This window comes from Mesorhizobium sp. WSM4906, assembly GCF_029674625.1.
Lineage (GTDB): Bacteria > Pseudomonadota > Alphaproteobacteria > Rhizobiales > Rhizobiaceae > Mesorhizobium.
Window position 1 is genome coordinate 1961214 of the sequence record NZ_CP121355.1, and the last position, 23731, is coordinate 1984944.

24 protein-coding genes and 1 pseudogene are annotated in these 23731 nt (G+C 65.0%); 11 read left to right on the plus strand and 14 right to left on the minus strand.

Going from position 1 to position 23731, the window contains the following annotated elements; all coding sequences use genetic code 11:
• Window positions 1-4: 4 nt before the first annotated feature.
• The gene (locus tag QAZ22_RS09280) at window positions 5-1003 is read right to left on the minus strand and encodes a DUF2125 domain-containing protein (protein WP_278206428.1); all 999 of its coding nucleotides are present in this window, start codon (window positions 1001-1003) and stop codon (window positions 5-7) included.
• A 123-nt stretch (window positions 1004-1126) separates the two neighbouring features.
• Here QAZ22_RS09280 and QAZ22_RS09285 point away from each other — a divergent pair, with 123 nt between their 5' ends.
• From QAZ22_RS09285 to QAZ22_RS09295, 3 genes are all read left to right on the plus strand, one after another.
• Window positions 1127-1663, plus strand: a complete 537-nt coding sequence (locus tag QAZ22_RS09285) for a gamma-glutamylcyclotransferase (RefSeq protein ID WP_278206430.1) — start codon at window positions 1127-1129, stop codon at window positions 1661-1663.
• Window positions 1664-1780: 117 nt separating this feature from the next.
• On the plus strand, window positions 1781-2728 hold the full coding sequence (locus QAZ22_RS09290) for an aldo/keto reductase (RefSeq protein ID WP_278206432.1): 948 nt from the start codon (window positions 1781-1783) through the stop codon (window positions 2726-2728).
• 88 nt (window positions 2729-2816) lie between these two features.
• The gene (locus QAZ22_RS09295) at window positions 2817-3431 is read left to right on the plus strand and encodes a LysE family translocator (RefSeq protein ID WP_278206433.1); all 615 of its coding nucleotides are present in this window, start codon (window positions 2817-2819) and stop codon (window positions 3429-3431) included.
• Window positions 3432-3437: 6 nt separating this feature from the next.
• Here QAZ22_RS09295 and QAZ22_RS09300 read toward each other — a convergent pair whose 3' ends face one another.
• Both QAZ22_RS09300 and QAZ22_RS09305 read right to left on the minus strand, forming a co-directional pair.
• Window positions 3438-4238, minus strand: a complete 801-nt coding sequence (locus QAZ22_RS09300) for a 1-acyl-sn-glycerol-3-phosphate acyltransferase (RefSeq protein ID WP_278206434.1) — start codon at window positions 4236-4238, stop codon at window positions 3438-3440.
• A 90-nt stretch (window positions 4239-4328) separates the two neighbouring features.
• A pseudogene (locus QAZ22_RS09305) lies at window positions 4329-4469 on the minus strand (LysR family transcriptional regulator); the annotation flags it as partial.
• A 160-nt stretch (window positions 4470-4629) separates the two neighbouring features.
• On the opposite strand from QAZ22_RS09305, the gene QAZ22_RS09310 reads away from it, so the two are divergent.
• Window positions 4630-5247: a pyridoxamine 5'-phosphate oxidase family protein gene (locus tag QAZ22_RS09310; RefSeq protein WP_278206435.1), complete on the plus strand. Its 618-nt coding sequence runs from the start codon at window positions 4630-4632 to the stop codon at window positions 5245-5247.
• Here QAZ22_RS09310 and QAZ22_RS09315 read toward each other — a convergent pair.
• From QAZ22_RS09315 to ftsE, 3 genes are all read right to left on the minus strand, one after another.
• Window positions 5237-5950, minus strand: a complete 714-nt coding sequence (locus tag QAZ22_RS09315; protein ID WP_278206436.1) for a YdcF family protein — start codon at window positions 5948-5950, stop codon at window positions 5237-5239. The genes QAZ22_RS09310 and QAZ22_RS09315 overlap by 11 nt on opposite strands.
• Window positions 5951-6157: 207 nt before the next feature.
• Window positions 6158-7150 carry an ABC transporter permease gene (locus tag QAZ22_RS09320; RefSeq protein WP_278207806.1) on the minus strand — a complete coding sequence of 331 codons (993 nt, stop codon included), beginning with the start codon at window positions 7148-7150 and terminating at the stop codon, window positions 6158-6160.
• Window positions 7143-7802 carry a cell division ATP-binding protein FtsE gene (ftsE, locus tag QAZ22_RS09325; RefSeq protein WP_040998894.1) on the minus strand — a complete coding sequence of 220 codons (660 nt, stop codon included), beginning with the start codon at window positions 7800-7802 and terminating at the stop codon, window positions 7143-7145. The genes QAZ22_RS09320 and ftsE overlap by 8 nt, the downstream gene beginning before the upstream one ends.
• A gap of 181 nt (window positions 7803-7983) precedes the next feature.
• Here ftsE and QAZ22_RS09330 point away from each other — a divergent pair, with 181 nt between their 5' ends.
• The 3 genes from QAZ22_RS09330 (at window position 7984) to QAZ22_RS09340 (ending at window position 9788) form a co-directional block, all read left to right on the plus strand.
• Window positions 7984-8622: a hypothetical protein gene (locus QAZ22_RS09330; RefSeq protein ID WP_278206437.1), complete on the plus strand. Its 639-nt coding sequence runs from the start codon at window positions 7984-7986 to the stop codon at window positions 8620-8622.
• Window positions 8623-8798: 176 nt separating this feature from the next.
• On the plus strand, window positions 8799-9341 hold the full coding sequence (hpt, locus tag QAZ22_RS09335; RefSeq protein ID WP_278206438.1) for a hypoxanthine phosphoribosyltransferase: 543 nt from the start codon (window positions 8799-8801) through the stop codon (window positions 9339-9341).
• A gap of 75 nt (window positions 9342-9416) precedes the next feature.
• Window positions 9417-9788 (plus strand): response regulator, encoded by a 372-nt coding sequence (locus QAZ22_RS09340; RefSeq protein ID WP_278206439.1) that lies wholly within the window; start codon window positions 9417-9419, stop codon window positions 9786-9788.
• Window positions 9789-9792: 4 nt separating this feature from the next.
• Here the strand turns inward: QAZ22_RS09340 and QAZ22_RS09345 are convergent, their stop codons facing one another.
• A complete protein-coding gene (locus QAZ22_RS09345) occupies window positions 9793-10743 on the minus strand; it encodes a DMT family transporter (protein ID WP_278206440.1) in 951 nt (316 codons plus the stop codon).
• A 188-nt stretch (window positions 10744-10931) separates the two neighbouring features.
• On the opposite strand from QAZ22_RS09345, the gene QAZ22_RS09350 reads away from it, so the two are divergent.
• Window positions 10932-11816 (plus strand): LysR substrate-binding domain-containing protein, encoded by an 885-nt coding sequence (locus QAZ22_RS09350; RefSeq protein WP_278206441.1) that lies wholly within the window; start codon window positions 10932-10934, stop codon window positions 11814-11816.
• A gap of 91 nt (window positions 11817-11907) precedes the next feature.
• Here the strand turns inward: QAZ22_RS09350 and QAZ22_RS09355 are convergent, their stop codons facing one another.
• Together QAZ22_RS09355 and QAZ22_RS09360 are read right to left on the minus strand one after the other, a co-directional pair.
• A complete protein-coding gene (locus QAZ22_RS09355) occupies window positions 11908-14517 on the minus strand; it encodes a TIGR02302 family protein (protein WP_278206442.1) in 2610 nt (869 codons plus the stop codon).
• 113 nt (window positions 14518-14630) lie between these two features.
• Window positions 14631-15602, minus strand: a complete 972-nt coding sequence (locus QAZ22_RS09360; RefSeq protein WP_278206443.1) for a threonine/serine dehydratase — start codon at window positions 15600-15602, stop codon at window positions 14631-14633.
• Window positions 15603-15652: 50 nt separating this feature from the next.
• On the opposite strand from QAZ22_RS09360, the gene QAZ22_RS09365 reads away from it, so the two are divergent.
• Entirely contained in the window at window positions 15653-15955 is a 303-nt protein-coding gene (locus QAZ22_RS09365) for a metalloregulator ArsR/SmtB family transcription factor (RefSeq protein ID WP_278206445.1), read from the plus strand.
• 7 nt (window positions 15956-15962) lie between these two features.
• On the opposite strand, the gene lysA is transcribed toward QAZ22_RS09365, so the two are convergent.
• The 3 genes from lysA to argH all read right to left on the minus strand — a co-directional run bounded on the left by lysA (window position 15963) and on the right by argH (window position 18964).
• On the minus strand, window positions 15963-17231 hold the full coding sequence (gene lysA, locus QAZ22_RS09370) for a diaminopimelate decarboxylase (RefSeq protein WP_278206446.1): 1269 nt from the start codon (window positions 17229-17231) through the stop codon (window positions 15963-15965).
• A gap of 52 nt (window positions 17232-17283) precedes the next feature.
• A complete protein-coding gene (locus QAZ22_RS09375; RefSeq protein ID WP_066990222.1) occupies window positions 17284-17490 on the minus strand; it encodes a lipoprotein in 207 nt (68 codons plus the stop codon).
• Between the two features lie 73 nt (window positions 17491-17563).
• On the minus strand, window positions 17564-18964 hold the full coding sequence (gene argH, locus QAZ22_RS09380; protein ID WP_278206448.1) for an argininosuccinate lyase: 1401 nt from the start codon (window positions 18962-18964) through the stop codon (window positions 17564-17566).
• 36 nt (window positions 18965-19000) lie between these two features.
• Between argH and QAZ22_RS09385 the strand changes: the two genes are divergently transcribed.
• Window positions 19001-19684: a TlpA disulfide reductase family protein gene (locus QAZ22_RS09385; RefSeq protein ID WP_278206450.1), complete on the plus strand. Its 684-nt coding sequence runs from the start codon at window positions 19001-19003 to the stop codon at window positions 19682-19684.
• 30 nt (window positions 19685-19714) lie between these two features.
• Here QAZ22_RS09385 and QAZ22_RS09390 read toward each other — a convergent pair whose 3' ends face one another.
• Together QAZ22_RS09390 and QAZ22_RS09395 are read right to left on the minus strand one after the other, a co-directional pair.
• Window positions 19715-20755, minus strand: coding sequence for an endonuclease/exonuclease/phosphatase family protein (locus QAZ22_RS09390; RefSeq protein ID WP_278206451.1), 1041 nt, complete (start codon window positions 20753-20755; stop codon window positions 19715-19717).
• Between the two features lie 186 nt (window positions 20756-20941).
• The gene (locus QAZ22_RS09395) at window positions 20942-22138 is read right to left on the minus strand and encodes an IS256 family transposase (protein ID WP_278203704.1); all 1197 of its coding nucleotides are present in this window, start codon (window positions 22136-22138) and stop codon (window positions 20942-20944) included.
• Window positions 22139-22369: 231 nt separating this feature from the next.
• On the opposite strand from QAZ22_RS09395, the gene QAZ22_RS09400 reads away from it, so the two are divergent.
• Window positions 22370-23722: an extracellular solute-binding protein gene (locus QAZ22_RS09400; RefSeq protein WP_278206452.1), complete on the plus strand. Its 1353-nt coding sequence runs from the start codon at window positions 22370-22372 to the stop codon at window positions 23720-23722.
• Window positions 23723-23731: the final 9 nt, after the last annotated feature.

Below are 23731 nucleotides of genomic sequence, written 5' to 3' on the forward strand. Positions count from 1 at the left end.
CCCCTCAATCGACCGGCTTGATCTTGCCCAGCGGGATGAAGCCGAGCGAAGCCTTGCCCTTGACGATCCTGAGCGGCATGGACGGCTCGTTGCCGAGCATGGCCAGGCCGGCAAAACCCTGCTCGATCTCGCTTTTGTGCTCGGGAATGGCGCCGCCGAGGATGGCCGCCACCGCTTTCGGGTCCTTGAGCTTGATCGTCAGATTGGCATCGACCAGGCCGTCCGCGTCGACCGAGATCGGTCCGGACACGGTCACGCGCGCCGTTCCCGATGACAGGTCGAGCTTGGCGATGTCGATCGATTGGCCGCGCAGGCTTTTCGGCGGCGCCGCGATCAGCGCGACACCGTTCTTCACCGTCGCCTCGCCGCCGCCGTCCAGCGCCGGCAGCACGCGGCCGCCGATCGCGTTGGCGTTGATCTCGAGATCGCCGACGCTGCCGGTATAGACGACGTCCTGCTCCTTGGGTTCCAACTGCCCAGCCGCGTTTGCCGCGTAGAACAATTCGGCCGGATCGGAATCGTCGGCCGGGTCGGTCTGGCCCGACAGGCCTTCGGCTTGCAGCGAAATGCGCCGCGGCAAGGGCCAGGATAGTTTGACCGTCGCGTTCAGCTTGTCCCAGTCGATCCAAAGCGGCGGCATGCCCGGCACCGAGGTTCGGAGCGGACCTCGGACGTCGGCCACCGGCGACAAAGGCTGCGTGATCCCTGCGACTGCGTTGAAGCTGCCGGTGGAGGCGGCAATGCTCTTGGCGTCATCCTGATAGGCCAGGCTGTCGCAGGAAACGGCGAAGCTCAGCGGATAGCCGCTGACGGTAAGATTGGCGCAGCCGGCGGCGATGCCTTTGGTACCGAGGTTGGCCACGGCCTGGTCGGCCTCCGTCTTGAGGCGGCCGGCAAGATAGAACCAGCCGGCGCTGTAGACGGCGAACAGCGCGACAATGAACGTGGCAAGCCAGAACAGCCTGCGGCCAGGTTTGCCCGATCGCTCGTCACTTGACGTCATGCTGCGGCTCTCGTTAACCCCTCATACGGCGAGCGGGCTGTTAATCTCACGCACAACAAGCGGGGACGGAAGAAACACCTTACGGTGCGACGTCGTCACTCGAGCGCGATCAGGCTTGGCGATATGGGCGATTTTTGGGTTTTTGGCTACGGGTCGCTGATCTGGCGGCCGGGATTCGCACATGTCGAGACGCGGAGGGCCCGTCTTTACGGCTATCGCCGGTCGCTTTGCGTCTATTCCTTCGTGCATCGCGGCACACGTGAGCGGCCGGGACTGGTGCTCGGCCTCGACCGCGGCGGCTCCTGCATCGGCCTTGCCTTCCGCGTGCCCGGCGATTTGCGGGACGAAGTGCTTTCCTATCTGCGCGAGCGCGAGCTGGTGACCAACGTCTATCTCGAACGCATGCTCGACGTCCGGCTCGACGGAAACAGGGCGGGAGGGGACCGAACGGTCGAGGCGGTCGCCTACATCGTCGACCGCGCGCATGAGCAATATGCCGGCGGGCTCGACGCCGGCCATGCCGCGGCAGTCGTTCGCGGCGCCGTCGGCCAGTCGGGCAGGAACGAGGATTATGTGCTCAGCACGCTCGAGCACCTGAAGGCGCTCGGCATCCGGGACCATTGGCTGGAACAGGTGGGGCGGCAGGTCGCGCCTTCGTGACGGCCTGGCCCGATCAAAAAGCAAAACCATGCCTTTGACCTCGGCAAGGCACGACCTAGCTTACCGGCAATCCATTCCCGGGCGTCGCGGCCCATCCCAGCATCACGGAGATCAATCTTGCAGAAACGCCGTCTCGGTCGCACCGACCTTTCCATCGCGCCGCTGGTTCTGGGGGGCAACGTCTTCGGCTGGACCGCCGACGAGAAGACCTCCTTCGACCTGCTCGACCGGTTTGCCGAAGCCGGCTTCAATGCCGTCGACACCGCCGATGCCTATTCACGCTGGGCTCCGGGCAACAAGGGCGGCGAATCAGAAACCATCATCGGCAACTGGATGAAAAGCCGCGGCAACCGCGACAGGATCGTCGTCATCACCAAGGTCGGCTCCGATATGGGCCAGGGAAAGAAAGACCTCTCCGCGGCCTATATCGAAAAAGCGGTCGATCAATCGCTGAAGCGGCTGCAGACCGACGTCATCGACCTCTATCTGTCACATTGGCCGGACCCGGCCACGCCTTACGAGGAGACGCTCGGCGCCTATCAACGCCTGCTCGAGAAAGGCAAGATCCGCTATCCGGGCTGCTCCAATCTCGATGCCGGACAATTGCGCGCTGCTCTCGATGTCGCCAGCCTGCGAAGCCTGCCACGGTACGAGGTTCTGCAGCCGGAATACAATTTGTACGACCGCGCTTCGCTGGACGGCCCGCTGCTCGATCTCTGCAAGGCGGAGGGCCTTGGCGTCATCACCTATTTCAGCCTCGCCAAGGGTTTTCTCAGCGGCAAATACCGCGGCAAGGACGATCTTGGCCAAAGCGCGCGCGGTGAAGATGTCGCCGAGTATCTCAATGAGCGCGGCATGCGCATCCTCTCCGCGCTCGATGCCGCGGCTGCGCGCCATTCGGCCAAGCAGGCGGAAGTGGCGCTCGCCTGGATCATGGCACGGCCGGGCATCACCGCGCCGATCGCAAGTGCCACGACGCCAGCCCAGATCGACAGCCTGATCCGCGCGGCATCGCTGAAACTTTCCGCCGACGATATGGCAGCCCTCGACCGGGCCAGCGCCTAGGCGTGTAAGGCGGCGCACGATCGTCCAAGACCTTGTTGGAGCCCTGCGATAATTCCTAGCCGCATCGCGGCAGGAATTGAGGTTCGGCATGGCCGGAGGAATTGGCGCGCAGTCCTGGCAGCAATTGCTGGCGCTGGTCATGGCGGCGGCCGTCGTCATGGGCAGTCCCGGTCCGGCGACGATCAGCGTCACCGCCATCGGAGCCGCCTTCGGGCTGCGGCCATCGCTGCGCTACACATTTGGCGTCGTGCTTGGAACGACCGTCGTGCTTCTGGTGGTGGCCGCCGGCCTGGTCGGTGTGCTCGCCTCGAGGCCGGGGCTGGCGCCGCTGCTGACGGTCGCTTCGGCCGCCTACATCCTCTACCTCGCCTTCAGGATCGCGACGGCGCCGCCTCTTGCGGAAAACGAGAACAAGGCGGCGCGCCCCACTTTTGTCGGCGGCTTGATGCTCGCCGTCGCCAATCCAAAGGCCTATGTGGCGATCGGCGCCGTGTTTGCCGGCGCCTCGGCACAGGCCGATGCGCTCGACGCGCCAACCAGGCTGCTGGTGCTGGCAACGATGATCGTTGCCATCCACGCGATCTGGCTTCTCGCCGGCGCTGTTTTCGCGCGATTGCTGCGCAATCCGCTGGCGTCGCGGATCATCAACCTGGTTTTCGCGGCGACGCTGGTGCTGACCACCGCGCTCGCGGCACTGCCGTGAGCGGGATCAAGCCTTTGTCGTCGGCGCAGCGCCGAGCTCCGCCAGCCGCTTCACCGCCGTCGGCGGCAGAGGCGGCGGGTTCGGCGCGCGCGCGGCCTCGACGAGCAACTCGTCGCAGGCGGCCTCCGTCTCGCCGATCAGCCGCTGCATGAATTCCTCCTTGCCGAGACCCGGAGGAATGGGCGGCAGGAAGCGGGCCTTGATGGTGCCGGGATAGCGCATGAATTTGCGGCGCGGCCAGTAGAGGCCGGCGACATGGGCGACCGGCACCACGGGAACGCCGAGCTGGGTATAAAGCTCGACGATGCCGTATTTGTAGGACGGTTCGGCGCCCGGCGGGCGGCGCGTGCCTTCCGGATAGATGATGAGCTGACGAGGATTGCGCGCCATCTCCTGCCTGGTCGCGACGACGACCGCTTTCAACGCTTTCGAGCGGCTGCCGCGGTCGACCGGGATCATGCGCATCTTCATGATGTACCAGCCGAAGAAGGGGATCCAGGTCAGCTCCCGCTTCAGAATATACAAGGCGTCGTCGAGATAAGGAAAAAAGGCGATCGCATCCCAGAAGGACTGATGCTTGGGCGCCAGGATGAACGACCCTTCCGGCAGGTTATCGACGCCCGTGATCTCGCTCCTGGTGCCGGCGATCTTGTCGTAGAGCCACATCGAGGTGCGCGACCAGAATTTCGGCACGAACCAGGCGCGGTGGCGCGGCGACAGGAAATAGAAGGGCGTCCAGAAGATCATCTGGACGACCAGGCTGAGATAGAAGGCAAGGTTGAACGCCAGCGAGCGGATATAGAGCATGCGGGAAAGGGCCCGGTGTGGAGGTGTGCGTTGGTTACACCAAGCGCGGCCAAAAAGAAAACGGCGCCGTGGTCGAACCGCGCCGCTCCTTCAGGCGCGCGCGGCGAAATCGAGGAAGGCGCGCAGTTTCACCGACAGCAGGCCCTGGCCGGCATGAACGAGGCCGACCGGCCAGAGCGGCGGCTCGAACGGCTCGAGCAGCGGCACGCCGGCACGCTGCGTCGCAGCGGAAAGTCTGCCGGCTTCCACCGTGGCGACGAACAGGGACCTGGCAATCGAGGCGGTCCATCCATTCTTCCAGAAAATGGAAGCCTAGATTGCAGATATGCCTTCTTCCTCCGGATTTCGGAAGGGGTTAAATACGGTGCTATTTCGTCCGGGGAGCGCCGCCATGAACGCCTTCACCAGCGATGTCGCCTTCACGCCCACGGTCAAGGCCATCCAGTCCCGCAAAGGTTCGCGCGAATCCTATGCTCGCGTCGAGGAGCGCGGCGGCTGGCGGGCGGCGATCACGCCCGATCTCGCCGCCTTCGTCGAGGCGCAGACCAGCATGTTCCTGGCGACGGCCAATGGCGGCGGCCAACCCTATGTCCAGCATCGCGGCGGCCCTGCCGGCTTCCTCAAGGTGCTCGACGAGCATACGATCGGCTTTGCCGACTTCTCGGGGAACCGGCAGTTCATCACCCAGGGCAATCTTGCGGACAATGCCCAGGCCTTCCTGTTCCTGATCGACTACATGCTTCGGCAGCGCATCAAGATCTGGGGCCGGGCGCGGGTCGTCGAGGACGATCCAGACCTGACGGCAAGGCTGATGCCGGCAAATTACAGGGCGCGACCGGAGCAGGCGATCCTGTTCACCGTCACGGCCTGGGATGCCAATTGTCCGCAGCACATTCCGCAGCGTTTTGAAGCAGCGGATGTGGCCGCGGCGCTTGCCGAGCGCGACCGGCGCATAGCAGACCTCGAGCAAGAAGTTGCGCGCCTGCGTGGAGTTGCGATTAAGGGATGACCTGGCCTGGCTGCTTCTCGTCCTTGGCGACCGAGGCTTCGGCTAGGGTGACGCCCTCGGCGGTCGGGCGAAGCGGAACGATGCCGCGCGCCAGCGCCAGCACATATTTGCTGTATTCGGTGAGCAGCACGCGCAGCGCTTCCGGCTTGGTCAGCCAGCTGCCGTTGCCGAGCTTGGTGTTGACCACCGGATATGGTTCGAGCCGCGCGCCATGCAGCAGCCGGCCCATTTCCAGCAGGCTGCGCGGCATGTGGTAGTTGTTGGTGACGAGGATGATGCTGCCATAGGCGTGGCTTTCCACCCATTTGGCGCTTTCCTCGGCATTGCCGATGGTGTCGAGCGCGGCACGGTCGATGTCGACGCAGCAGGAAAACAGCTGCTTGTCGCCGCCCATCGCCATTTGCAGCTGGCGGCGGCTGGCCGAGGGATGGACGCCGCTTATCAAGAGCCGCTCGCCCTTGCCCGACGCCAGCAGGTCCATGGCTGCGTCGAGCCGCGACTGGCCGCCGGTGAGCACGATGATGGCATCGGCCTTGGCCGGATTGACCGGCGTCGTCATGCTGCTGACCTTGTCGGCAAACCAGCCGAAGCCACCAGCGAAGAGCGCCAGCAGGGCAAGCACGAAGAAACCGCAGATACGAAGCGCAAATCTGAGGCGACCAGACCTCGCAGACCCAGCGCCGCGCGAAAGCGCTGCTGGCATCCGTCCAGCCGTTCCGATCGAGTCCCGCGCGTCCATCATCCTCAGGTTAATCCTGAAAACATCCTATGGTTAACTCCGAAATGCGGCCTTTCATAGATAAGGCGGCGCACTTTGCGTTACGGCAGCTGCTCGGTCCGTGATCGTTTTCCTTCCTGAATATAACGGTTTAGACCGGTTCCGTTTTCGTCCCACGGCGTCTCGTCATGATCAGCCCGAGTCCGGCTGGCGGATGTCGATATCGCTGAGATAGGCGACGACGGTGGCGTGCGAGGTCGCCGCCGTGAGCGCGCCGATCACCAGCACCATCAGGCCGACGCCGAGATAGCCGGTGGAGCCGATGGCGAAATTGCCGAACAGCGCGGTCGCCTGGTCGGCCTCCGGCGTCGCCATGTTACGCGAGGACCACCAGGAAAAGACAATGAACACGAGAATGGCGGCGGCACCTCCGGCGGCGGCGCCCTTCATGCCGGTGACGAGGAAATGCCAGCGGAATTCGCGCGCGATGAAGCGGGCCTCGGCACCGACGAAATGCAACACCTCGATGATGTGACCGTTGCCGGCCATGGCGCCGCGCGTGGCGAACACGACCGTCAGCACCGTCGCCGACAATATCAGCGCCAGCACGGCAAAGCCGATCGTCACCGTCGTGTGCGCCATGGCGACCAGCCGGTCGACCCACGTGCGATGGTCGTCGAGCGCCGCGCTCGGCAGCTTGGGCGTGATCGCGGCGCGCATGGCGGCGAAGTCGGGCGGGCTGGCCTCGTCGATGGTGACGACGATGAGCCGCGGCACCGGCAGTTCGTCGATATTGAGGCCGGTGCCCAGCCACGGCTCCAGGAGCCGCGCCGTCGCATCGCGGTCGACGATCCTCGTGCCCTTCACGCCGGGGAATTCGCTGGCGATCTGCGAGGCCTGCGCAAGCGCCGCCTCCATGTCGAGGCCCTCGACCGGCTTGATCTGGATCGTCGCCTCGCGCGAGATCTGGTTCTCCCACACCGAGGCAGTGTCGCGCACCAGCGTCACGGCGCCGAAGGTCAGGCAGGACAGGAAGGTCATGATGGCGATGACCAGCACCAGCGCCCGGCCGGCGATGTTCTGCGCCGGCACGATCGGCGCCATCTTGCGCTGGACGCGCCGAACGGTTGCCGTCGTCTCGGCGGCAGCCTCGTCATGCAGGTGGTGGGCCGGAAGGTCAGTCATAGACATCCAGCCTTCCGCCGGCGAGAATCATGCGCCGCGCATCGACCTGCTCCATCAGGCCGAGGTCGTGGGTGGCGATCACCACGGCGGTGCCAAGCCGGTTGAGCTCGATGAAGAGCCGCAGCAGCCGGCGCGCCAGCGGCGGATCGACATTGCCGGTCGGCTCGTCGGCAAGCAGGATCTCCGGTTGCTCGATCAGCGCGCGCGCGATCGCGGCGCGCTGCTTCTCGCCGCCGGACAGTACCGGCGGCAGCACATGCATGCGGTCGCCGAGCCCGACCCATTTCAAAAGCTCGGTGACGTCGGTGCGATAGCTTGCCTCCTCGCGCCCGCGCACGCGCAAGGGCAGCGCGACGTTCTCGTAAGTGGTCATGTGATCGAGCAGGCGGAAATCCTGGAACACCACGCCGATGCGGCGCCTGAGCAGCGGCAATTCGCTGCGCGAGATGCGCGAACGGTCCTTGCCGAAAATGGTGATCAGGCCGCGCGTCGGCTTCAGCGACATGAAGAGCAGGCGCAGCAAGGTGGTCTTGCCGGCGCCCGAAGGACCGCTCAGGAACTGAAAGGAGCGCTCCGGAATGTGCAGGGAAATGTCGCGGAGGATCTCCGGACCCATGCCATAGCGGAGGCCGACATTTTCGAAACGGATCACTTTCGGCGACCTGAAACCTTAGGCGGCGTCTCGCCGGCCTGTTCTCTGCCAAGACCATCGGCCGGCATGGTTAATCGTCGGTTAATTTCTGCGCGTTTTAGACGTTTCACGGCGGTTCCGGTCGGGAAGCGTTAACCATTTGCGTTTACCCAAAAGCAACGAAGCTTGCACTGGGGCCGTAATGGCTGAAGACAGAACCGCGCGCCCTGTTTCCGGCGAAATCATGACCGGCACGGCGGCAAATGCCGCGCCGGAGCGCGTCATGCTCGACGCGCCGGCCGACATCGTCGACGCCGACTATGTGGTGCTGCCGCGTTTCGCCGCCCGTTCCGAGCCGACCGTGGCGCCGCAAGCGCCCTCGACGCCATCCATCGAAGGCATGGGCATGCTGCGCAAACCGGAGGCCGCGCCCACGCGGCCGGCGTCGCGCGGCGGTCCGATCTTCTGGATCGCCGGAGTGGGCGCCGCACTCGTCGCTTTCTGGATCTCGGGCGGGCATGCGCTGGTGCGCCAGAGCCCGTTGTGGACGACCGCGCAGCCGGCAAGCGCGCTCAGCATTTCCGGCGTGACGTCGCGAATCGATGACTCGGGATTGAAGCCCGTCCTGTTCGTCGACGGCGAGGCAGCCAACGACGGCGCAAGAGCGGAAGCGCTGCCGCCGCTCGAAATCCGCGTCACCGACAAAGCCAGCAACGTCATCCGCTACAGGCTGGGGACATCCAACCGCTCGCTGGCGCCGGGCGAAAGATTCGGCTTTTCCAGCCGCCTCGATGTGCCTAGAAACGGCGTGAGGGCCGTGTCGGTCACCTTCGCCGGCTAGACGGGTCGATATTCAGGTGAGGCCGGCCTGCAAATAGCGGCTTCCTGCGCTTCCGGTGCTCACGTACTGAAACGTACGCTCCGCTCCGGTTCTCGGAAGCCACAATTTTCGGCTCGGCCTGACCTGAATCTCAACCCGTCTATCGACACCGCTGCCGATTTTTTGAAGGAAAAACGATGCCAGTTGTTCGCGGCAAGGAAATCGAGGTCCTGTTTTCGGCTTCGGCGATCGCCCGGCGGAATCTCGAGCTCGCCAAGGAGATCGCCGGGCGCGACTATCATGACCTGCTTGTGATCTCGATCCTAAAGGGCTCGTTCGTCTTTGCCGCCGATCTCATCCGTGCCATGCACGATGTCGGCCTGTCGCCCGAGGTCGAGTTCATCTTCATCTCCAGCTACGGCGCCGGTACCACCAGCGGCGAGGTCAAGGTGCTGCGCGACATCGACAACGAGGTCGCCGGACGCGACGTTCTGCTGATCGACGACATCCTCGAATCCGGCAAGACGCTTTCCTTCACACGCGATCTCATGCTGTCGCGCGGCGCCAGGAGCTGCGCCATCGCGGTGCTGCTCGACAAGCGCATGCGCCGCCAGACCACGCTCAACGCCGACTATGTCGGCTTCGACTGCCCCGACTATTTCGTCGTCGGCTACGGCATGGACGTGGCGCATGCGTTCCGGGAACTGCCGTTTGTCGGGGTTGTGAAGGGCGACACGTAAGGTCGCGCTCTAAAGACCGCACGGACGTTTCGAATTTTCAGAAAACGTCAACGTTTCGGCGGCATCTATCTCGTCATGGCAAAGCTTCTGATCGTCGAGGACGATGAGTCCGTCCGCACCCTCGCCGCCCGCGCGCTGGAGCGCGACGGGCATACTATCGCCATCGCCGCCGACGGCGCGCAGGGGCTGGCGCTGATCCAGCAGAACCGCGGCGGCTTCGATCTCGTGGTGTCCGACATCCGCATGCCAGAGATGGACGGCATCGAGATGGCGACGGCGGCAGCGAAACAGTACCCGGCGATGAAGATCATGCTGATGACCGGCTACGCCGACCAGCGAGAGCGCGCCGAGGAACTGAACGGCATCATCCTCGACGTCGTGCAGAAGCCGTTCACGCTGGCCGAGATCCGCGCCCGCGTCGGTCGGGCATTGAGCTGCTTCGCCTGACTGTTTAGACGGCATCGCCGGTCGCGGCGAGCGCAGGCGCTGCGCTGCGCCGGCGTTCGCCGTCGAGCGCGACCAAGCCGGCGCCGATGATCAGCGCCGCGCCAAGCACCGTCGTTGCCCGCGGGACCTCGGCGAAGAACAGGAAGCCCCACAGCGGCGACCAGAGAATGCCGGTGTATTCGAAGGTGGCGACGCGGTTGGCGGGCGCCATTCGATAGGCTTGCGACAGCAAGATCATGCCGGCGGAAGCGACGAAGCCGCAGGCCGGCATCTTCAGGAAGTCCGGCAGCGCCGGCCACACCCATGGCCGCACCAGGAAATCGAGGCTCGGATGGCCCGCATGGGTGATGCCGGCCAGATGAAACATGATGGCGACGGCCACGGCGCCGGTGAGATAGGCGCCGTTCTGGTAGAAGGCCATGACGGTGGAGGATTCGGTATCGCCGATCCGGCGCGCCATCAGCTGCGAGAAGCCGTAAAGGAACGCCGAGCCGAGCGACAGCAGCGCCGCCCAGTCGAACAATTCGGCGCCCGGACGCAGCATCACGACCACCCCGACCAGGCCGATCAGCACCGTCGTCAGCGTTCGCCAGGAGACGTGCTCGCCGAGATAGGGCCCGGCAAGCGCCATGATGAAGAGCGGCGCCATGAAATAAAGCGCTATCGCGTCGGCCAGCGACAAGGCGGCGATCGCCAGATAGTAGACGGTGTAGGACGAGAACTGGATGAAGGCGCGCAGCGTCAGCATGCCCGCTCGCTTCGACAGCAAGGCCCTGAGGCCGACATCGGCCTGGACGATGACGATCAGGATCGGCAGCGCGACGACGGCGCGAATCGCCATCACTTCCGTCACCGGATAGCCGCCCGAAACCGCCTTCACCAGCGGGTCCTGCAGCGAAAAAACGAGAACGCCCAGGCAGAGGCTCAGAATGCCAAGCACCATCCGGTTCCGCATGTTCGTTCCAGCGAAAAAGAGCCCGCTACCGTTTCGGGCAGCGGGCACGAGTGAGGACTCTTCGAATTGGTCCGCGGCCGATTTCGCGGCCGCACATCCAATGGGAGAGACGACTATCCTGTGGCGTTTGACATGTTGCAAACGAATTGGAATGATATCAGCAATCAAAATTCCTTATGGCGGCACCCATGAAGCTTACCCTCGACAGCGACCTCCTGCGCACCTTCGTGGTGGTGGCCGAGACGGGCAATTTCACCAAGGCCGCCGAAAAGGCCGGGCGCACCCAGTCGGCCGTTTCCATGCAGATGAAGAGACTGGAGGACATGGTCGGCGACAGCCTGTTCGAGCGCGGCTCGCGCGGGGTGGCGCTGACGCGGCGCGGCGGCGAGCTCATCGGCAACGCCCGCCGGATCGTCTCGCTGCTCGACGAGACGGCGGCGTCGCTGGTGGCGCCGCCGCTCGGCGGCCTTGTGCGCATCGGGATCCCAGCCGAGTACGGACGCTCGATCCTGTCGCGGGCGCTCGGCGAATTCGCCAAGCGCCATCCGCGCGTGGAGGTCACGGTGCGCTACGCCCATTCGGCCTCGCAGGTGAGGTCGCTGGCGGCGGGCGAGCTCGACCTCGCCGTGGTGTTCGAGTGGGAAGGCTTTTCCGGCGGCGAGGTGCTGATGCACGATCCGACGGTATGGGTGACATCGACGCTGCATCATATGCATGAGGAGCGCCCGGTGCCGATCGCGCTCTACAGCCGCGACGGCTGGTGCCGCGACTTCGCGATCAAGTCGCTGCAGCAACGCGGGCTCGACTACCGCGTCGCCTATACCAGCGACACCAATGGCGGCCTGACGCTGGCGGTCACTTCCGGTTTGGCGATCGCGCCGATCTCGCGCAGCAACATCCCAGCTGACTGCCGCGAGCTGACCGCCGCCGACGGCTTCGGCGACATCGATTCCTCCAATGTGGTGCTGCACCGCAATCCGCTTGCGACCGGCGAAGCGATCGACGGCATGGAGAACGCGATCCGTGAGGCCTTCATGCTGACCAGGCAGGCGCAGGCGACGGCCAACCTTTGATCCGCGACTTTGGCAAGATGCTTTGGTCGGTCCGACCTATTGGCGAATCGCCAGCGCGGCCGGCGGAGCTTCGACAAAATGGCCGTGTGAACTATTTCAGCTCGAGCAGCCGTTCGAGATAGCTGCGCTCGATATCGGGGCTGAGCGCATTGCCGAGGCGCTTGCGGATCGCCTCGAGGATCTGGCGGGCGCGCTGCACGTCGATCTCGTCCGGAACCTTGACCGAGTTGCCGTCGTCTGGGCCTTTCGTGGCGCGCGGCCGGCCGAGGGGGTCGCGGTCGGCGTCCTGCTGGCGTCCGCCCTGCTCGCTGCCGCCCTGGTCGCCCTGCATGGCCTGCATCTGCTTCATCATGTCCTTGGCGCCACGGCGCAGCGCCTCCAGCGCGCGGCCCTGGTGACCGACCGCCTGGTCGCCTTCGCCTTCGCCCAGCGCCTGCTCGGCGTCGCCCATGGATTTGCCGGCCTCGCCGAAGCCCTCATTGGGCTGCATGCCCATGCCTTCGAGGCCTTTCTTCAGCTTGTCGAGCTCGCTCTGCAGTTGGCCCTGGCCCTCCTGCAGCTGCTTCAGCGCGTCGGAGAATTCCTGCGGCGTCATCGGCTTCTGCCGGCCGAGCGGGTCGCGATCGTTGCCGGTGCCTGGCTGCTGCCCTTCCTGCGACTGGCCCTGCTGGCCATCCTCGCCCATCTGCTGGTCGCCATTCTGACCGCGCTGGCCACGCTGCATCTGGTCGAGGCGGAAGGTGTCGTTCATCATCTCCTGCTGACGGCGCATGATCTCGCCCAGTTTGTCCATCTGCTGGCGCATCTCGCTGTCCTGCTCGCCGCCTTGCTGCTGGCGGCCGGCCTGCAGGTTGTTCATCATGTCCTGCAGTTCCGACAGAAGCTGCTGGGCTCGGTCGCGGTCACCGGATTTGGCGAGGTTCTCGATCTCGTCCATCATCCGGTTGATGTCGCTCTGGCGCAGTTCCCGGCCGTTCTGCTGCATCTGCGGCGCGTTGGGGTTCTGCTGCGCGCGCTGGGCGAATTCCTGCAGGAACTGGTTCATCGCCTCGCGCAGTTCCTTCATCGCCTTGTTGAGCTCTTCGTCGCTGGCGCCGTTCTTGATGGCGTCCTGCAGCGCCTGCTGCGCCTGGCGCAGCCGCCGCTCGGCGGCCGACAGATTGCCTTCCTCGATGCCGAGCGCGATCTCCCACAGATAACCCACCTCGTTGCGCAGCTGATCATCGGTCTCGGCGAGCTTCAGCCGGCTCCTCGCGCTCATGATCGCGAGATAGTGCGACATGTTGTCGAACGTATCCTCGGGGCGCAACGTGATCGCGTCCATCAGGTCGAGCACGCGCGGCTTGGCGTTGGTGTCGAGCGCCAGCAGCCGGCGCTGCTCGATCACGGCGCGGGCCAGCGGATTGGAGAAGGGCCGCTCCGGCATCAGCAGCGTCTTGGTTTCGCTGGTGGCGGTATGGCCGGCATCGTCCGTGGCGGTGAGCGCCAGCTTGATGGTGCTGCCGGCCCAGACATGCTCGGTCAGATCCTTGGTCGTCTTGGCCGCGTTCGCCTTGCCGCCGCGGCGCGGCAGCGTCAGCGGCATGTCGGGCGGGCCGTAGAGCGGATGCGCATTGGCCGGCGGCGGATCCGACAGTTCGAAGACGGCCTTGGCGGAGGCCGCGCCATAGTCGTCGTCGATCTGGTAGTTGAGCTCGATGGCGCCGTTGACGGCGCGCTTCGGTTCGCCGACGAAACGGATCGTCGGCGGCTTGTCCGGAATGATGGCGAAGGCCCAGTGGCCGAGATCGTCCTCGCCGGACTTCAGCGTCAGCGTGCCATTGGTGCTCAGCTTGCCGGAGAACTGCCGCACCTTGAGTTGGGCAGCGGCTGGGGGCACCGGTTGGGCGGCGGCGGATGTGCCATCCTTCGGCGCGGCCGGCTCGATGGCGCGGTCATTGCCGTTCGTGTCGGCATAGTTCAGTGTTTCCTCACCGGTTCCGCCGGTGACGCGCAGCGAGACGTCGCTGCCCTGCGGGACGCTGAAAGTCTGCGCGGCCTGATTGACATCGGCGGTCAGGAACAGCGGCGGCTTGCCCGTATAGGCGGGCGGCGTCACCCAGGCATCGATGCGCGGCGGCACGGTATCGCGCACGGCACGCGCGACGAAGCCGTCGCCGATCCTGCCGCCAAAAGGCCCGAAGGAGAAGGCGAAGGCGGTGACGAACAGCAGCCCGACCAGTGCCCGCAGGCCCCAGCGGTCATAATCCGGCACGCTCGTGCGCGGCCTGTCGGCGCCGAGGCTCGAGAGCCGCTCGGCCATGCGCTTCTGGTGTTCGCGCCACAGCGCCTGCGAGAAAAGGCTCTCCGCGCCGCTCGGCCGGTCGGTCTGCACCTGCACGGGGCTGTGCAGCAGCTCGTTCGCGGCTTCGATGCGCCGGTCGACCTCGGCGGCGGAAGGAATGCGGAAGAAGCGCAGCGGATAGAGCGCCGCCAGTGCCGATATGGAGAACAGGATCAGGAGGCCGATCCGCGCCAGATCCGGCAAGCGCTGGAACAGACCCAGCCACGAGACGCTGAGAAACAGGCCGGCGACCACCGCCAGCGGCAGCAGCAACGGCCAGCCACGCTCGAAGATCATCGAGGTCCGCGTCGCCAGCCGGCTCAGGGCAAGTCGCCCGGCCAGGCCGCGTACGCCACTGGAAATGGGTCGTTCCGTCATCGGCCCTTCCTGCCCGGGCGGGATAGCCCGGACCTCATGAGCAGAGGATAACACCAAACACGGCGAAGGCGAGGCAGGTTCCGAAAACGTGAAGGGCTTCGCCCCGTTTATGGTCAGAAATTCGCGGGATTTGTGTTGGAACCGCAGACCAGAACGGCCACACGCTCGCCGGGGGCCGGCGCATAGCGGCCGGAAAGCATCGCGGCAAAGGCGGCGGCTCCGCCGGGCTCGGCGATGATTCGGGCGCGATCCCACAGCGCTTTCTGGGCCGCCACGATGTCGTCGTCGCTGACCAGGATCGAACGCTCGACGAAGGCTTCCGCGATCGGGAACATCATCTCTCCGACGCGCTTCGGCGCGAGCGAATCGGCGGCGATGCCCTCGGCCGGCGCGTCGACCGGCTTGCCGGCCTCGAAGGCGCGATAGAGCGTCGGCGCGCCCTCGGGCTCGATGGCGATGATGCGGATGCGGCCTGCGAACCAGGCGGCGATGCCGCCGATCAGGCCGCCGCCGCCGACGGCGACCAGAAGCGTGTCGAGCCCGGGCAGGTCGGCCTCGATCTCGAGGCCGAGCGTGCCCTGGCCGATAAGCGTCTCTTCCTGGTTGAAAGCATGAATCTGCAAGGCGCCTGTCCTGGCGGCGAAATCCTCGCTGGCGGCGAGCGCCTCGGCGTAGCGCGCACCGCCGACGACCAGCTCGGCGCCGTAGCCGCGGATGCGCTCGAGCTTCGCCGGTGGGCTGACTTCCGGCACGAAGATGGTGGCCCTATGGCCGAGCTTCATGGCGGCGTAGGCGACGGCGGCGCCATGATTGCCGCCTGAGGCGGCAACGACGCCGGCTTCCGGCACCTGCCGCTCGAGCAGGTTGGTGAAAGCGCCGCGCGCCTTGAACGAGCCGGAATGCTGCAGGCATTCGAGCTTGAGATCGACCGGAAAGGCAGGTCGGCCGAAATCGGCCATGTCGACGCGCATCACCGGCGTGTGGCGCACATATGGGCGGATGCGCGGCTCCACGGCGGCAATGCGTTCGCGCGTGATCGTCGCCTTGGGGAACGTGCCGGTGTCCGCTGCGCTAGTGTTCAACATGGTTTGCTCCTCGGGATTGACTTCAATTAGTAACTTAGCAAAATGGCTAAATGCAAGAGGTCGACATCCTAAAGGCAATCGCCAACGAACGCAGGCTGCAGATCCTCGATTGGCTGAAGGATCCGCGCCTGCATTTCCCGCCCCAGGCCGATGGCGATCTGGTCGAGGATGGCGTCTGCGCGCTGCTGATCGCCGAAAAGCTCGGCATCACCCAGGCGACGCTCAGCGAACATATGCGCGTCTTGACCCAGGCCGGCCTGCTCAGCGCCAAGCGCACCAAGCAATGGATATTCTATCGCCGCGACGAGGAGAGGATCGCTGAAGCCAAGACGCTGATCCAGCAGAGGATCTAGCGCCTCGCTACGCTAGCCAATCGGGCAACGAATCCAGCCCAATCAGTTCCTCATAGGTCTGGCGCGGCCGCACGACATGGAAACGATCGCCGTCGACCAACACTTCCGGAACCAGCAGCCTTGTGTTGTAGGTGCCGGCCTGCACCGCGCCATAGGCGCCGGCGGTAGCGACGGCGATAAGGTCGCCCGACTTCAGCCTGGGCAGATCGCGGTCGAGGCCGAGGAAGTCGCCGGTCTCGCAGACCGGCCCGACAATATCGACCTTCATGCGCGGCGTGGCGGCCGGCGGCTGCACCACCGGCTTGATGTCGTGGAAGGCGTCGTAGAGCGTCGGCCGGATCAGATCGTTCATGGCGGCGTCGACGACCAGGAAGTTCCTGGCGTCGCCTTCCTTCACATAGATCACTTCGCAGACGAGGATGCCGGCATTGCCGACGATCAGCCGGCCGGGCTCGAACATCATCTTCAGGCCGAGCCGGGTGACATGCTTCCTGACGATCTCGGCATAGGCGTCGGGCAGGGGCGGCGGGCTGTTGTCGAGGCGGTATGGGATGCCGAGGCCGCCGCCGAGATCGACGTGCTCGATTGAATGGCCATCGGCGCGCAGCACGCCGACCAGCTCCACCAGCAGCGCGAAGGCGTCGTCGAAAGGCTGCAGCTCGGTGATCTGACTGCCGATATGGGTGTCGATGCCGGTCACCCGGATGCCGGGCAGCTCCGCCGCGCGGGCATAGACCTGGCGCGCCCGCTGCCACGGGATGCCGAACTTGTTCTCGGCCTTGCCGGTCGAGATCTTCTTGTGGGTCTTGGCATCGACGTCCGGATTGATGCGCAGCGAAATCGGCGCCACCTTGCCGAGCGCCACCGCGCGCGCCGAGAGCAGTTCGAGCTCCGGCTCGGATTCGACGTTGAAGCAGAGGATGCCGGCGGAAAGCGCGAAATCCATTTCCCGCGCGGTCTTGCCGACGCCGGAAAACAGGATCTTGTCGGCCGGGATGCCGGCGGCCAAGGCGCGGCGCAATTCGCCTTCCGACACCACGTCGGCGCCGGCGCCTTGCCTGGCCAGCGTCTTCAGCACGGCCTGGTTGGAATTGGCCTTCATGGCGTAGCAGACCAGCGCGTCGAGCCCGGCAAAGGCTTCCTTGAAGACGCGCAAATGCCTGGTCAGCGTCGCCGTCGAATAGCAATAGAAGGGCGTGCCGACGCTGGCGGCGATATCGGGGATTGCCACATCTTCGGCGTAGAGCACGCCGTCGCGGTAGTCGAAGTGGTTCACGGGAAAAGGTCCGAAAATTGGAGCATAATGAGATCGGACGATCTCATCGGCTCTAGAGCAAGGGGTCGAGGATGAACTTCTTGTCCTTGACCGGTTTCTCCGGCTCGGGCGGCAGCGGCTGCTTGGCTCGCTCCGCATCCTTGCGCGCCTGCACTGCCGCTTCGTAGGGGGTATCGAGGCCGCCCCTCCTGCCGCAGGCCGTCACGGTGACAACCGCCGCCAGCAGCGCGAGCGTCACCAAAATCCTGCCTCGGGTCATCGATCCATCCGTTCGAAACTGTTTTGTCCAGCCGCCGCTTTTAGCCGAGTTTGCAGCGCATTGCATCCCGGCATTACGCCTTGGCCAGGCGCTTTTTCCAGTAGCGGATTTGTTTCTTCACTTCCGACGGCGCGGTGCCGCCGAAGCTCACACGGCTCTTCACCGAATTCTGCACGGCAAGCACCGAGAAGATGCCGTCGGTGATGCCGGGATGGATCGAACGCAGGTCCTCCAGCGAGAGCTTTTCCAGGCCGACCTTCTTCTCCTCGGCAAGGGCGACGGCGCGGCCGGTGACGTGATGGGCCTCACGGAAGGGGAGGCCGAGATTGCGCACCAGCCAGTCGGCGAGGTCGGTCGCGGTGGCGTGACCGGCGCCGGCGGCCTTCTTCATGGCGGTGGCGTTCACGGTCATGTCGCGCACCATGCCGGTGGTCGCCGCCAGCATCAGGTCGAGCGTCTCGGCGGCGTCGAAGACCGATTCCTTGTCCTCCTGCATGTCCTTGCCATAGGTCAGCGGCATGCCCTTCATCACCGTCAGCAGCCCGACGAGGTGGCCATTGACGCGGCCGGTCTTGCCGCGCACCAGCTCGGCGGCGTCGGGGTTCTTCTTCTGCGGCATGATCGAGGAGCCGGTGGAGAAGGAGTCCGAGAGCCGGACGAAGCCGAACTGCGGCGTCGACCAGATGATGATCTCCTCGGCGAGCCGCGACAGATGCGTGCCGCAGATGGCGGCGATTGACAGGAACTCAAGGGCGAAGTCGCGATCCGACACGCTGTCGAGGGAGTTGCGCATCGGCTCGCGGAAGCCCAGTGCCTTCGCCGTCATATGGCGGTCGATGGAAAAGCTGGTGCCGGCGAGCGCGGCGGCGCCCAGCGGGCTTTCGTCCATGCGCACGATGGCGTCGTTGACGCGCGACAGATCGCGGCCGAACATCTCGACATAGGCCATGCAATGGTGGCCGAAGGTCACCGGCTGCGCCGCCTGCATATGGGTGAAGCCGGGCATCACCGTTGCCGCGTACTCCTCGGCGCGTTCGAGGAAGGCGGCGATGAGGTCCTTCAGCGCCCGGGCGACACGCTGACATTCCTCCTTGACCCAGAGCCTCAGGTCGAGCGCCACCTGGTCGTTGCGCGAGCGGGCGGTGTGCAGTCGGCCGGCGGCCGGACCGATCAGCTCGGCAAGGCGCGCCTCGACATTCATGTGGATGTCTTCGAGCTTGGTCGAGAATTCGAACCTGCCAGCCTCGATCTCTTTCAGGATCGTGTTCAGGCCGTGAGCGATTTTTTCTTGATCGGCCGCCGAAATAATGCCCGTCTGCGCCAGCATCTCGCTGTGGGCGATCGATCCGCGGATATCCTGCGCATAGAGTTTGCGGTCGAAGGAGATCGACGCGTTGATCGCTTCCATGATCGCGGCCGGACCCGAGGCAAAACGTCCGCCCCACATCTGGTTGCTGGCCTTCTTGTCGCTCATCGCTATAACCCGTGCTCCGGAGCAGTTCTAAGAAAAATGGCAGACGGCAATAAATTCTTCCCGGCCCCGCGCCTCATCCTCGCCGCTTTGGTGGCGGGCGTGCTGGCCGGCGCGGTCGCGGTATATGTCAGCGGGAGCGGTTCTGGCAACAACGCCCAGCCGCCGCAGGCTGCGGCAGACAACAGCAAGGATGATGTCGCCTGCAAGGCCAAGGCCGGGCGGGCCAAGCAAGTCGCCGCAAAGGCCGTCGGCCAGGTCGCGGCGTTGCAGCCGGCGGACCCGCCGCAGTCGCTGAGGAGCCTTGCCTTCAACGGACCGGACGGCAAGCCGATGACGATCGCCGACCATGCCGGCAAGACGGTGCTGCTCAATCTATGGGCGACATGGTGCGCGCCCTGCCGCGCCGAAATGCCGGCGCTCGACGCGCTGCAGAAGGAGAAGGGCGGCAATGCCTTCGAGGTCGTCGCGGTGAATGTCGACACTGGCGACGACGTCAAACCGAAGAAATTCCTCAAGGAGATCGGCGTCGAGACGCTCGGCTATTATCGGGATCCGACGATAGCTTTGTTCAACGAGGTCAAGACCCGCGGGCTGGCGCTGGGCTTGCCGGTCACCATGCTGATCGATGGCGAGGGTTGCCTGATCGCGCATATGAACGGCCCGGCGGAATGGTCGAGCCCCGACGCCAAGCGGCTGGTGGAAGCCGCACTTGCACCGTGATCCTCAAGCTCGGATGCGATTCGTTGCGCCTCACTCCACGCGGACGGTGACGATAAGCGCGTCGTGATCGGCGCTCGGGCCGCCATCCGGCAACAGTGCCGGCAAAGTGGCCGCCGCGCCTGCCGCAAGGCCGCGAGTGAAGAACCAGTCGATGCGGCCGATCGGCGTCGGATCGCCGGCGGCGCGCCGCTGCGTCGGCCGGTCGAGCGTGTTGGCGTCGCGCCAGCGGTAGCCGTGGTCGGCAAGCACCTGAAACAGCGGTTCGTGGCGCTCGACGTCGATCAGCCGGCCGGGTTCGGCGGCAATCCGCGCGCGCCAGGCGGCAGGGTCGTCGTGACGCTCTTCATGGCCGGCGGTCAGCGTGTTGAAGTCGCCACCGATCAGCACTGGCGCGTGCGCGTCATATTTGTCGATCGCCTCGAGGAGATGGCGTGTCTGGTCCGCGCGGCCGGCGGGATCGGTACGGTTTTCGAGATGCACCGAAACAACAGTCACGCGGCGGCCGCCGAGCAGCACCTGGCCGCCGATCGCCATGCGCCCGCCGATGCGCGGCTGGCCGCGCTCCGGGCGGAACCAGCCGCCGGCGGCATCCAGGCGAATGAGGAATGGGCGCTCGAGCGGCACGGCGCTGGTCACGGCGTTGCCGTGGAAGCCTTCCTTATTCTCGGCCCCGCCCGTCGCCGTCTGTTCCGAATCGTTGCCAATGCCCAGTTCGACGAACTCGACGCCATAGGCGAAAGCGTGGCCGAGCCGGTCGGCAAGCCGGCTCAGCGGATGACCGTTGCCCGAACGAGCCATGCCCTTGTCGACCTCCGTCAGCAGAACCACGTCCGGCGCCTGGCCGGCGATCGTCGCGGCGATCGCATCGACATGGCGAAGCCGCTCGACGTTCCATGCCATCACCGTCAGGCTTGCGCCTGCGCCGTCGCGGGGCGTCCTGCCGCCGATCTCGATCTCGCCCAATGCCGGAATGGCGGCAGCGTGGCGCATATGGGTTGCGCTGTCGCGTGGGCCTTCCCGCATTGCCTGGCGGTCAGCCATCGGCACATGGGTCAATTGCGCGACAAGCATGTCATTCGTCCAATTTGGCCGGCGCTCAATTTAGCCGGTTAAGCATGAGTGGTCTTTACGCCGCTTCGCCGCGCCCTAGCTTCCTAGACCGCCGATATGACGGTTTCATGCCGGCGCGACCGCCGAGGGGGAGGAGAGACGGTTGTGTGCGTCAAGTTCTGCAAAAAGGGGCGGCCATGAGGCTGGTCATGCGGCTTGGCGCAGAGCGAGCTTCTTGTGCTCGCGCAGGTCGTCCATGTTGATGTAGCGGTTGGCCTCCATCCAGTTTTCGTTGGTTTCGACGGCCAGCGCCCTGACCAGGCGCAGGCAGCTTTCGGCGTTGGGAAAGATGCGCACGACATAGGTGCGGCGCCTGATCTCTTCGTTGAGGCGTTCCAGCATGTTGGTCGACTTCAGGTGCTTGTGGTGCTGGCGCGGCAGGCGGAAGAAGGTCAGCGTGCGCTCGATGCTCTCCTCCACCCACGTCGTCAGCCGCGGATAGCGGCCCGACCATTTGGCCAGCCACGCGGCGAGATCGGCCTTGGCCTCGGCGAGATCGCGCCGGTCGTAGAGCCATCTGAGCTCCTGCAGGCAGTCGTCGCCGTGCTTGCGCGGCAGGTGATCGAGCGCGTTCCTGAGGAAGTGCACGTAGCAGCGTTGCCAGGCCGCTTCCGGAATCACCTCGCCGATCGCCGCGACCAGGCCGGCATGGTCGTCGGACACGACCAGTTCGACGCCCCTAAGACCGCGCGCCTTGAGCGCCACGAGGAAGTCCTTCCAGGCCGAGCGGCTCTCGCGATTGGCCATCTCCACGGCCAGGATCTGGCGCCGCCCGTCCCAGTCGATGCCGACCGCGATCAGCACCGCCTGGCTCATGACGATGCCGGCCTCGCGCACCTTCTCGTAGCGGGCATCGAGCACGAGGTAAGCAAAGGGCTCTTGAAGCGGGCGCTCGGCAAAGGCCTTCAGGCTTTCGTCCAGCCGTTTGTTGATGGCCGAGATCGACGAGGCCGAGAAGGCATGCCCGCACAGCTCCTCGGTGATCGCCTTGACCTTGCGGGTCGACACGCCTTGCACGTACATCTCGGCAAGCGTCGCCACCAAGGCCCGCTCGGAGCGCTGGTAGCGCTCGAACAGCTCGGTGGAGAAGCGCCCCTGCCGGTCCTGCGGAACCCGCAGCTCCAGCTTGCCGACACGGGTGACAAGCGTGCGGCCGTAATACCCAGAGCGATAGCCGAGCCGCTCCGGTGTCCGTTCGCTCTTCGAAGCGCCCAGCGCCTCGTCCATCTCGGCCTCGAGGACCTCCTGCATCACTGCGCGGATCACTTCGTGCAGCCCATCCGGGTTCGAAAGCAGAATGTCTTTGACGGCAGCTATGGCGGATTTATCTTCGATCTTGGTCATGGTGGCGTTCCTTCGCGGGAATCAGGTGACGTGAACAATCACCAGCCTGCCATGACCGCCCTCTCTCAGCGAATTTGCAGAACTCTCAGCACACTACCGGAGAGACTGGCTGTCCACAGGGCCTTACCTGCCGGTCCAGGGGCCACAACAGAACTGTCACATACCTTCTCTAAGAGAGCGGGCAAGGACTGCGCAAAACCTTGTCGAACTGCCACTCAAGAGGGAAAAACCATGACCATCATCAAGCGGGGCCTCGCTGCCCTTGCCGCCGGCGCGCTCAGCACCGCGCTCGCGGTTCCTGCCTTTGCAGAGCCGGTGAAATTCGATTTCTGGTTCGGCCTGTCGGGCGATCTCGCCCGCGTGGTCGACACGCTGTGCAAGAACTTCAACGCTTCGCAGTCCGATTATGAAGTGGTCTGCACCAGCCAGGGCAACTATGACGCCACGCTGCAGAACACCATCGCCGCCTTCCGCGCCGGCAAACAGCCCACCGTCGTCCAGGTCTATGACGTCGGCACCGCCACCATGATGCTGTCGGGCGCCTACAAGCCCGCCGACAAGCTGATGGAAGAGAACGGCTACAAGATCGACTACAGCGACTATTTCCCGGGCATCGCCCGCTACTACGCGACCTCGAAGGGCGAGATGCTGTCCTTCCCGTTCAACTCGTCGACGGCGCTGATGTACTGGAACAAGGACGCCTTCGCCAAGATCGGCAAGACCGAGGCGCCAAAGACCTGGGAAGACGTCGGCGCCGACCTCAAGGCGCTGAAGGACGCCGGCTATGATTGCCCGATGGCGATCAACATCTCCGGCAACGAAAGCTGGCAGCTGATGGAGCAGTTCTCGGCCATCCACAACCAGCCGATCGCAACCAAGAACAACGGCTATGACGGCCTCGACGCCCGCCTGGAGATGAACAAGACAAAGTTCGTCCAATACGTCACCGATCTGAAGAAGTGGTATGACGACGGTCTGATCAAGATCAAGTCGAAGGACCTCGGCCAGGACATGGTGCAGGCCTTCGCCACCGGCACCTGCCAGGTCATCATGACCTCGGTCGGCGACCACGGCACGGTCGGCAAGACCCAGAAGGAAGGCATGAGCTGGGATGTCGCCGAGCTGCCGGTCTATGCCGGCACCGAGCGCAAGAACTCGCTGGTCGGCGGCGCTTCGCTGTGGGTGCTGTCCGGCAAGTCGGACGCCGAATACAAGGGCGCGGCCGCCTTCCTCAACTTCATCCACGACCCCAAGACGGCTTTGTTCTGGTCGACCAACACCGGCTACATTCCGGTGACCAAGTCGGGCTTCGAATACATGAAATCCAGCGGCTTCTACGACAAGGCCCCCTACAAGGGCCGTGAAGTGGCGATCGCCAGCCTGACCGCCTCGGAGCCGACCGAGATCACGCGCGGCATCCGCCTCGGCAACTTCACCCAGATCCGCGCCGAGTTCGGCACGCAGATGCAGGCGATCTTCGCCAACAAGGAGAGCGTGCAGGACGGCATCGACGCGCTGGTCAAGAACGGCGACGCCATCCTCGACCGCTTCCAGCAGACCTATCCGAACAAGACGCTGCCCTAAGCAGTAGAC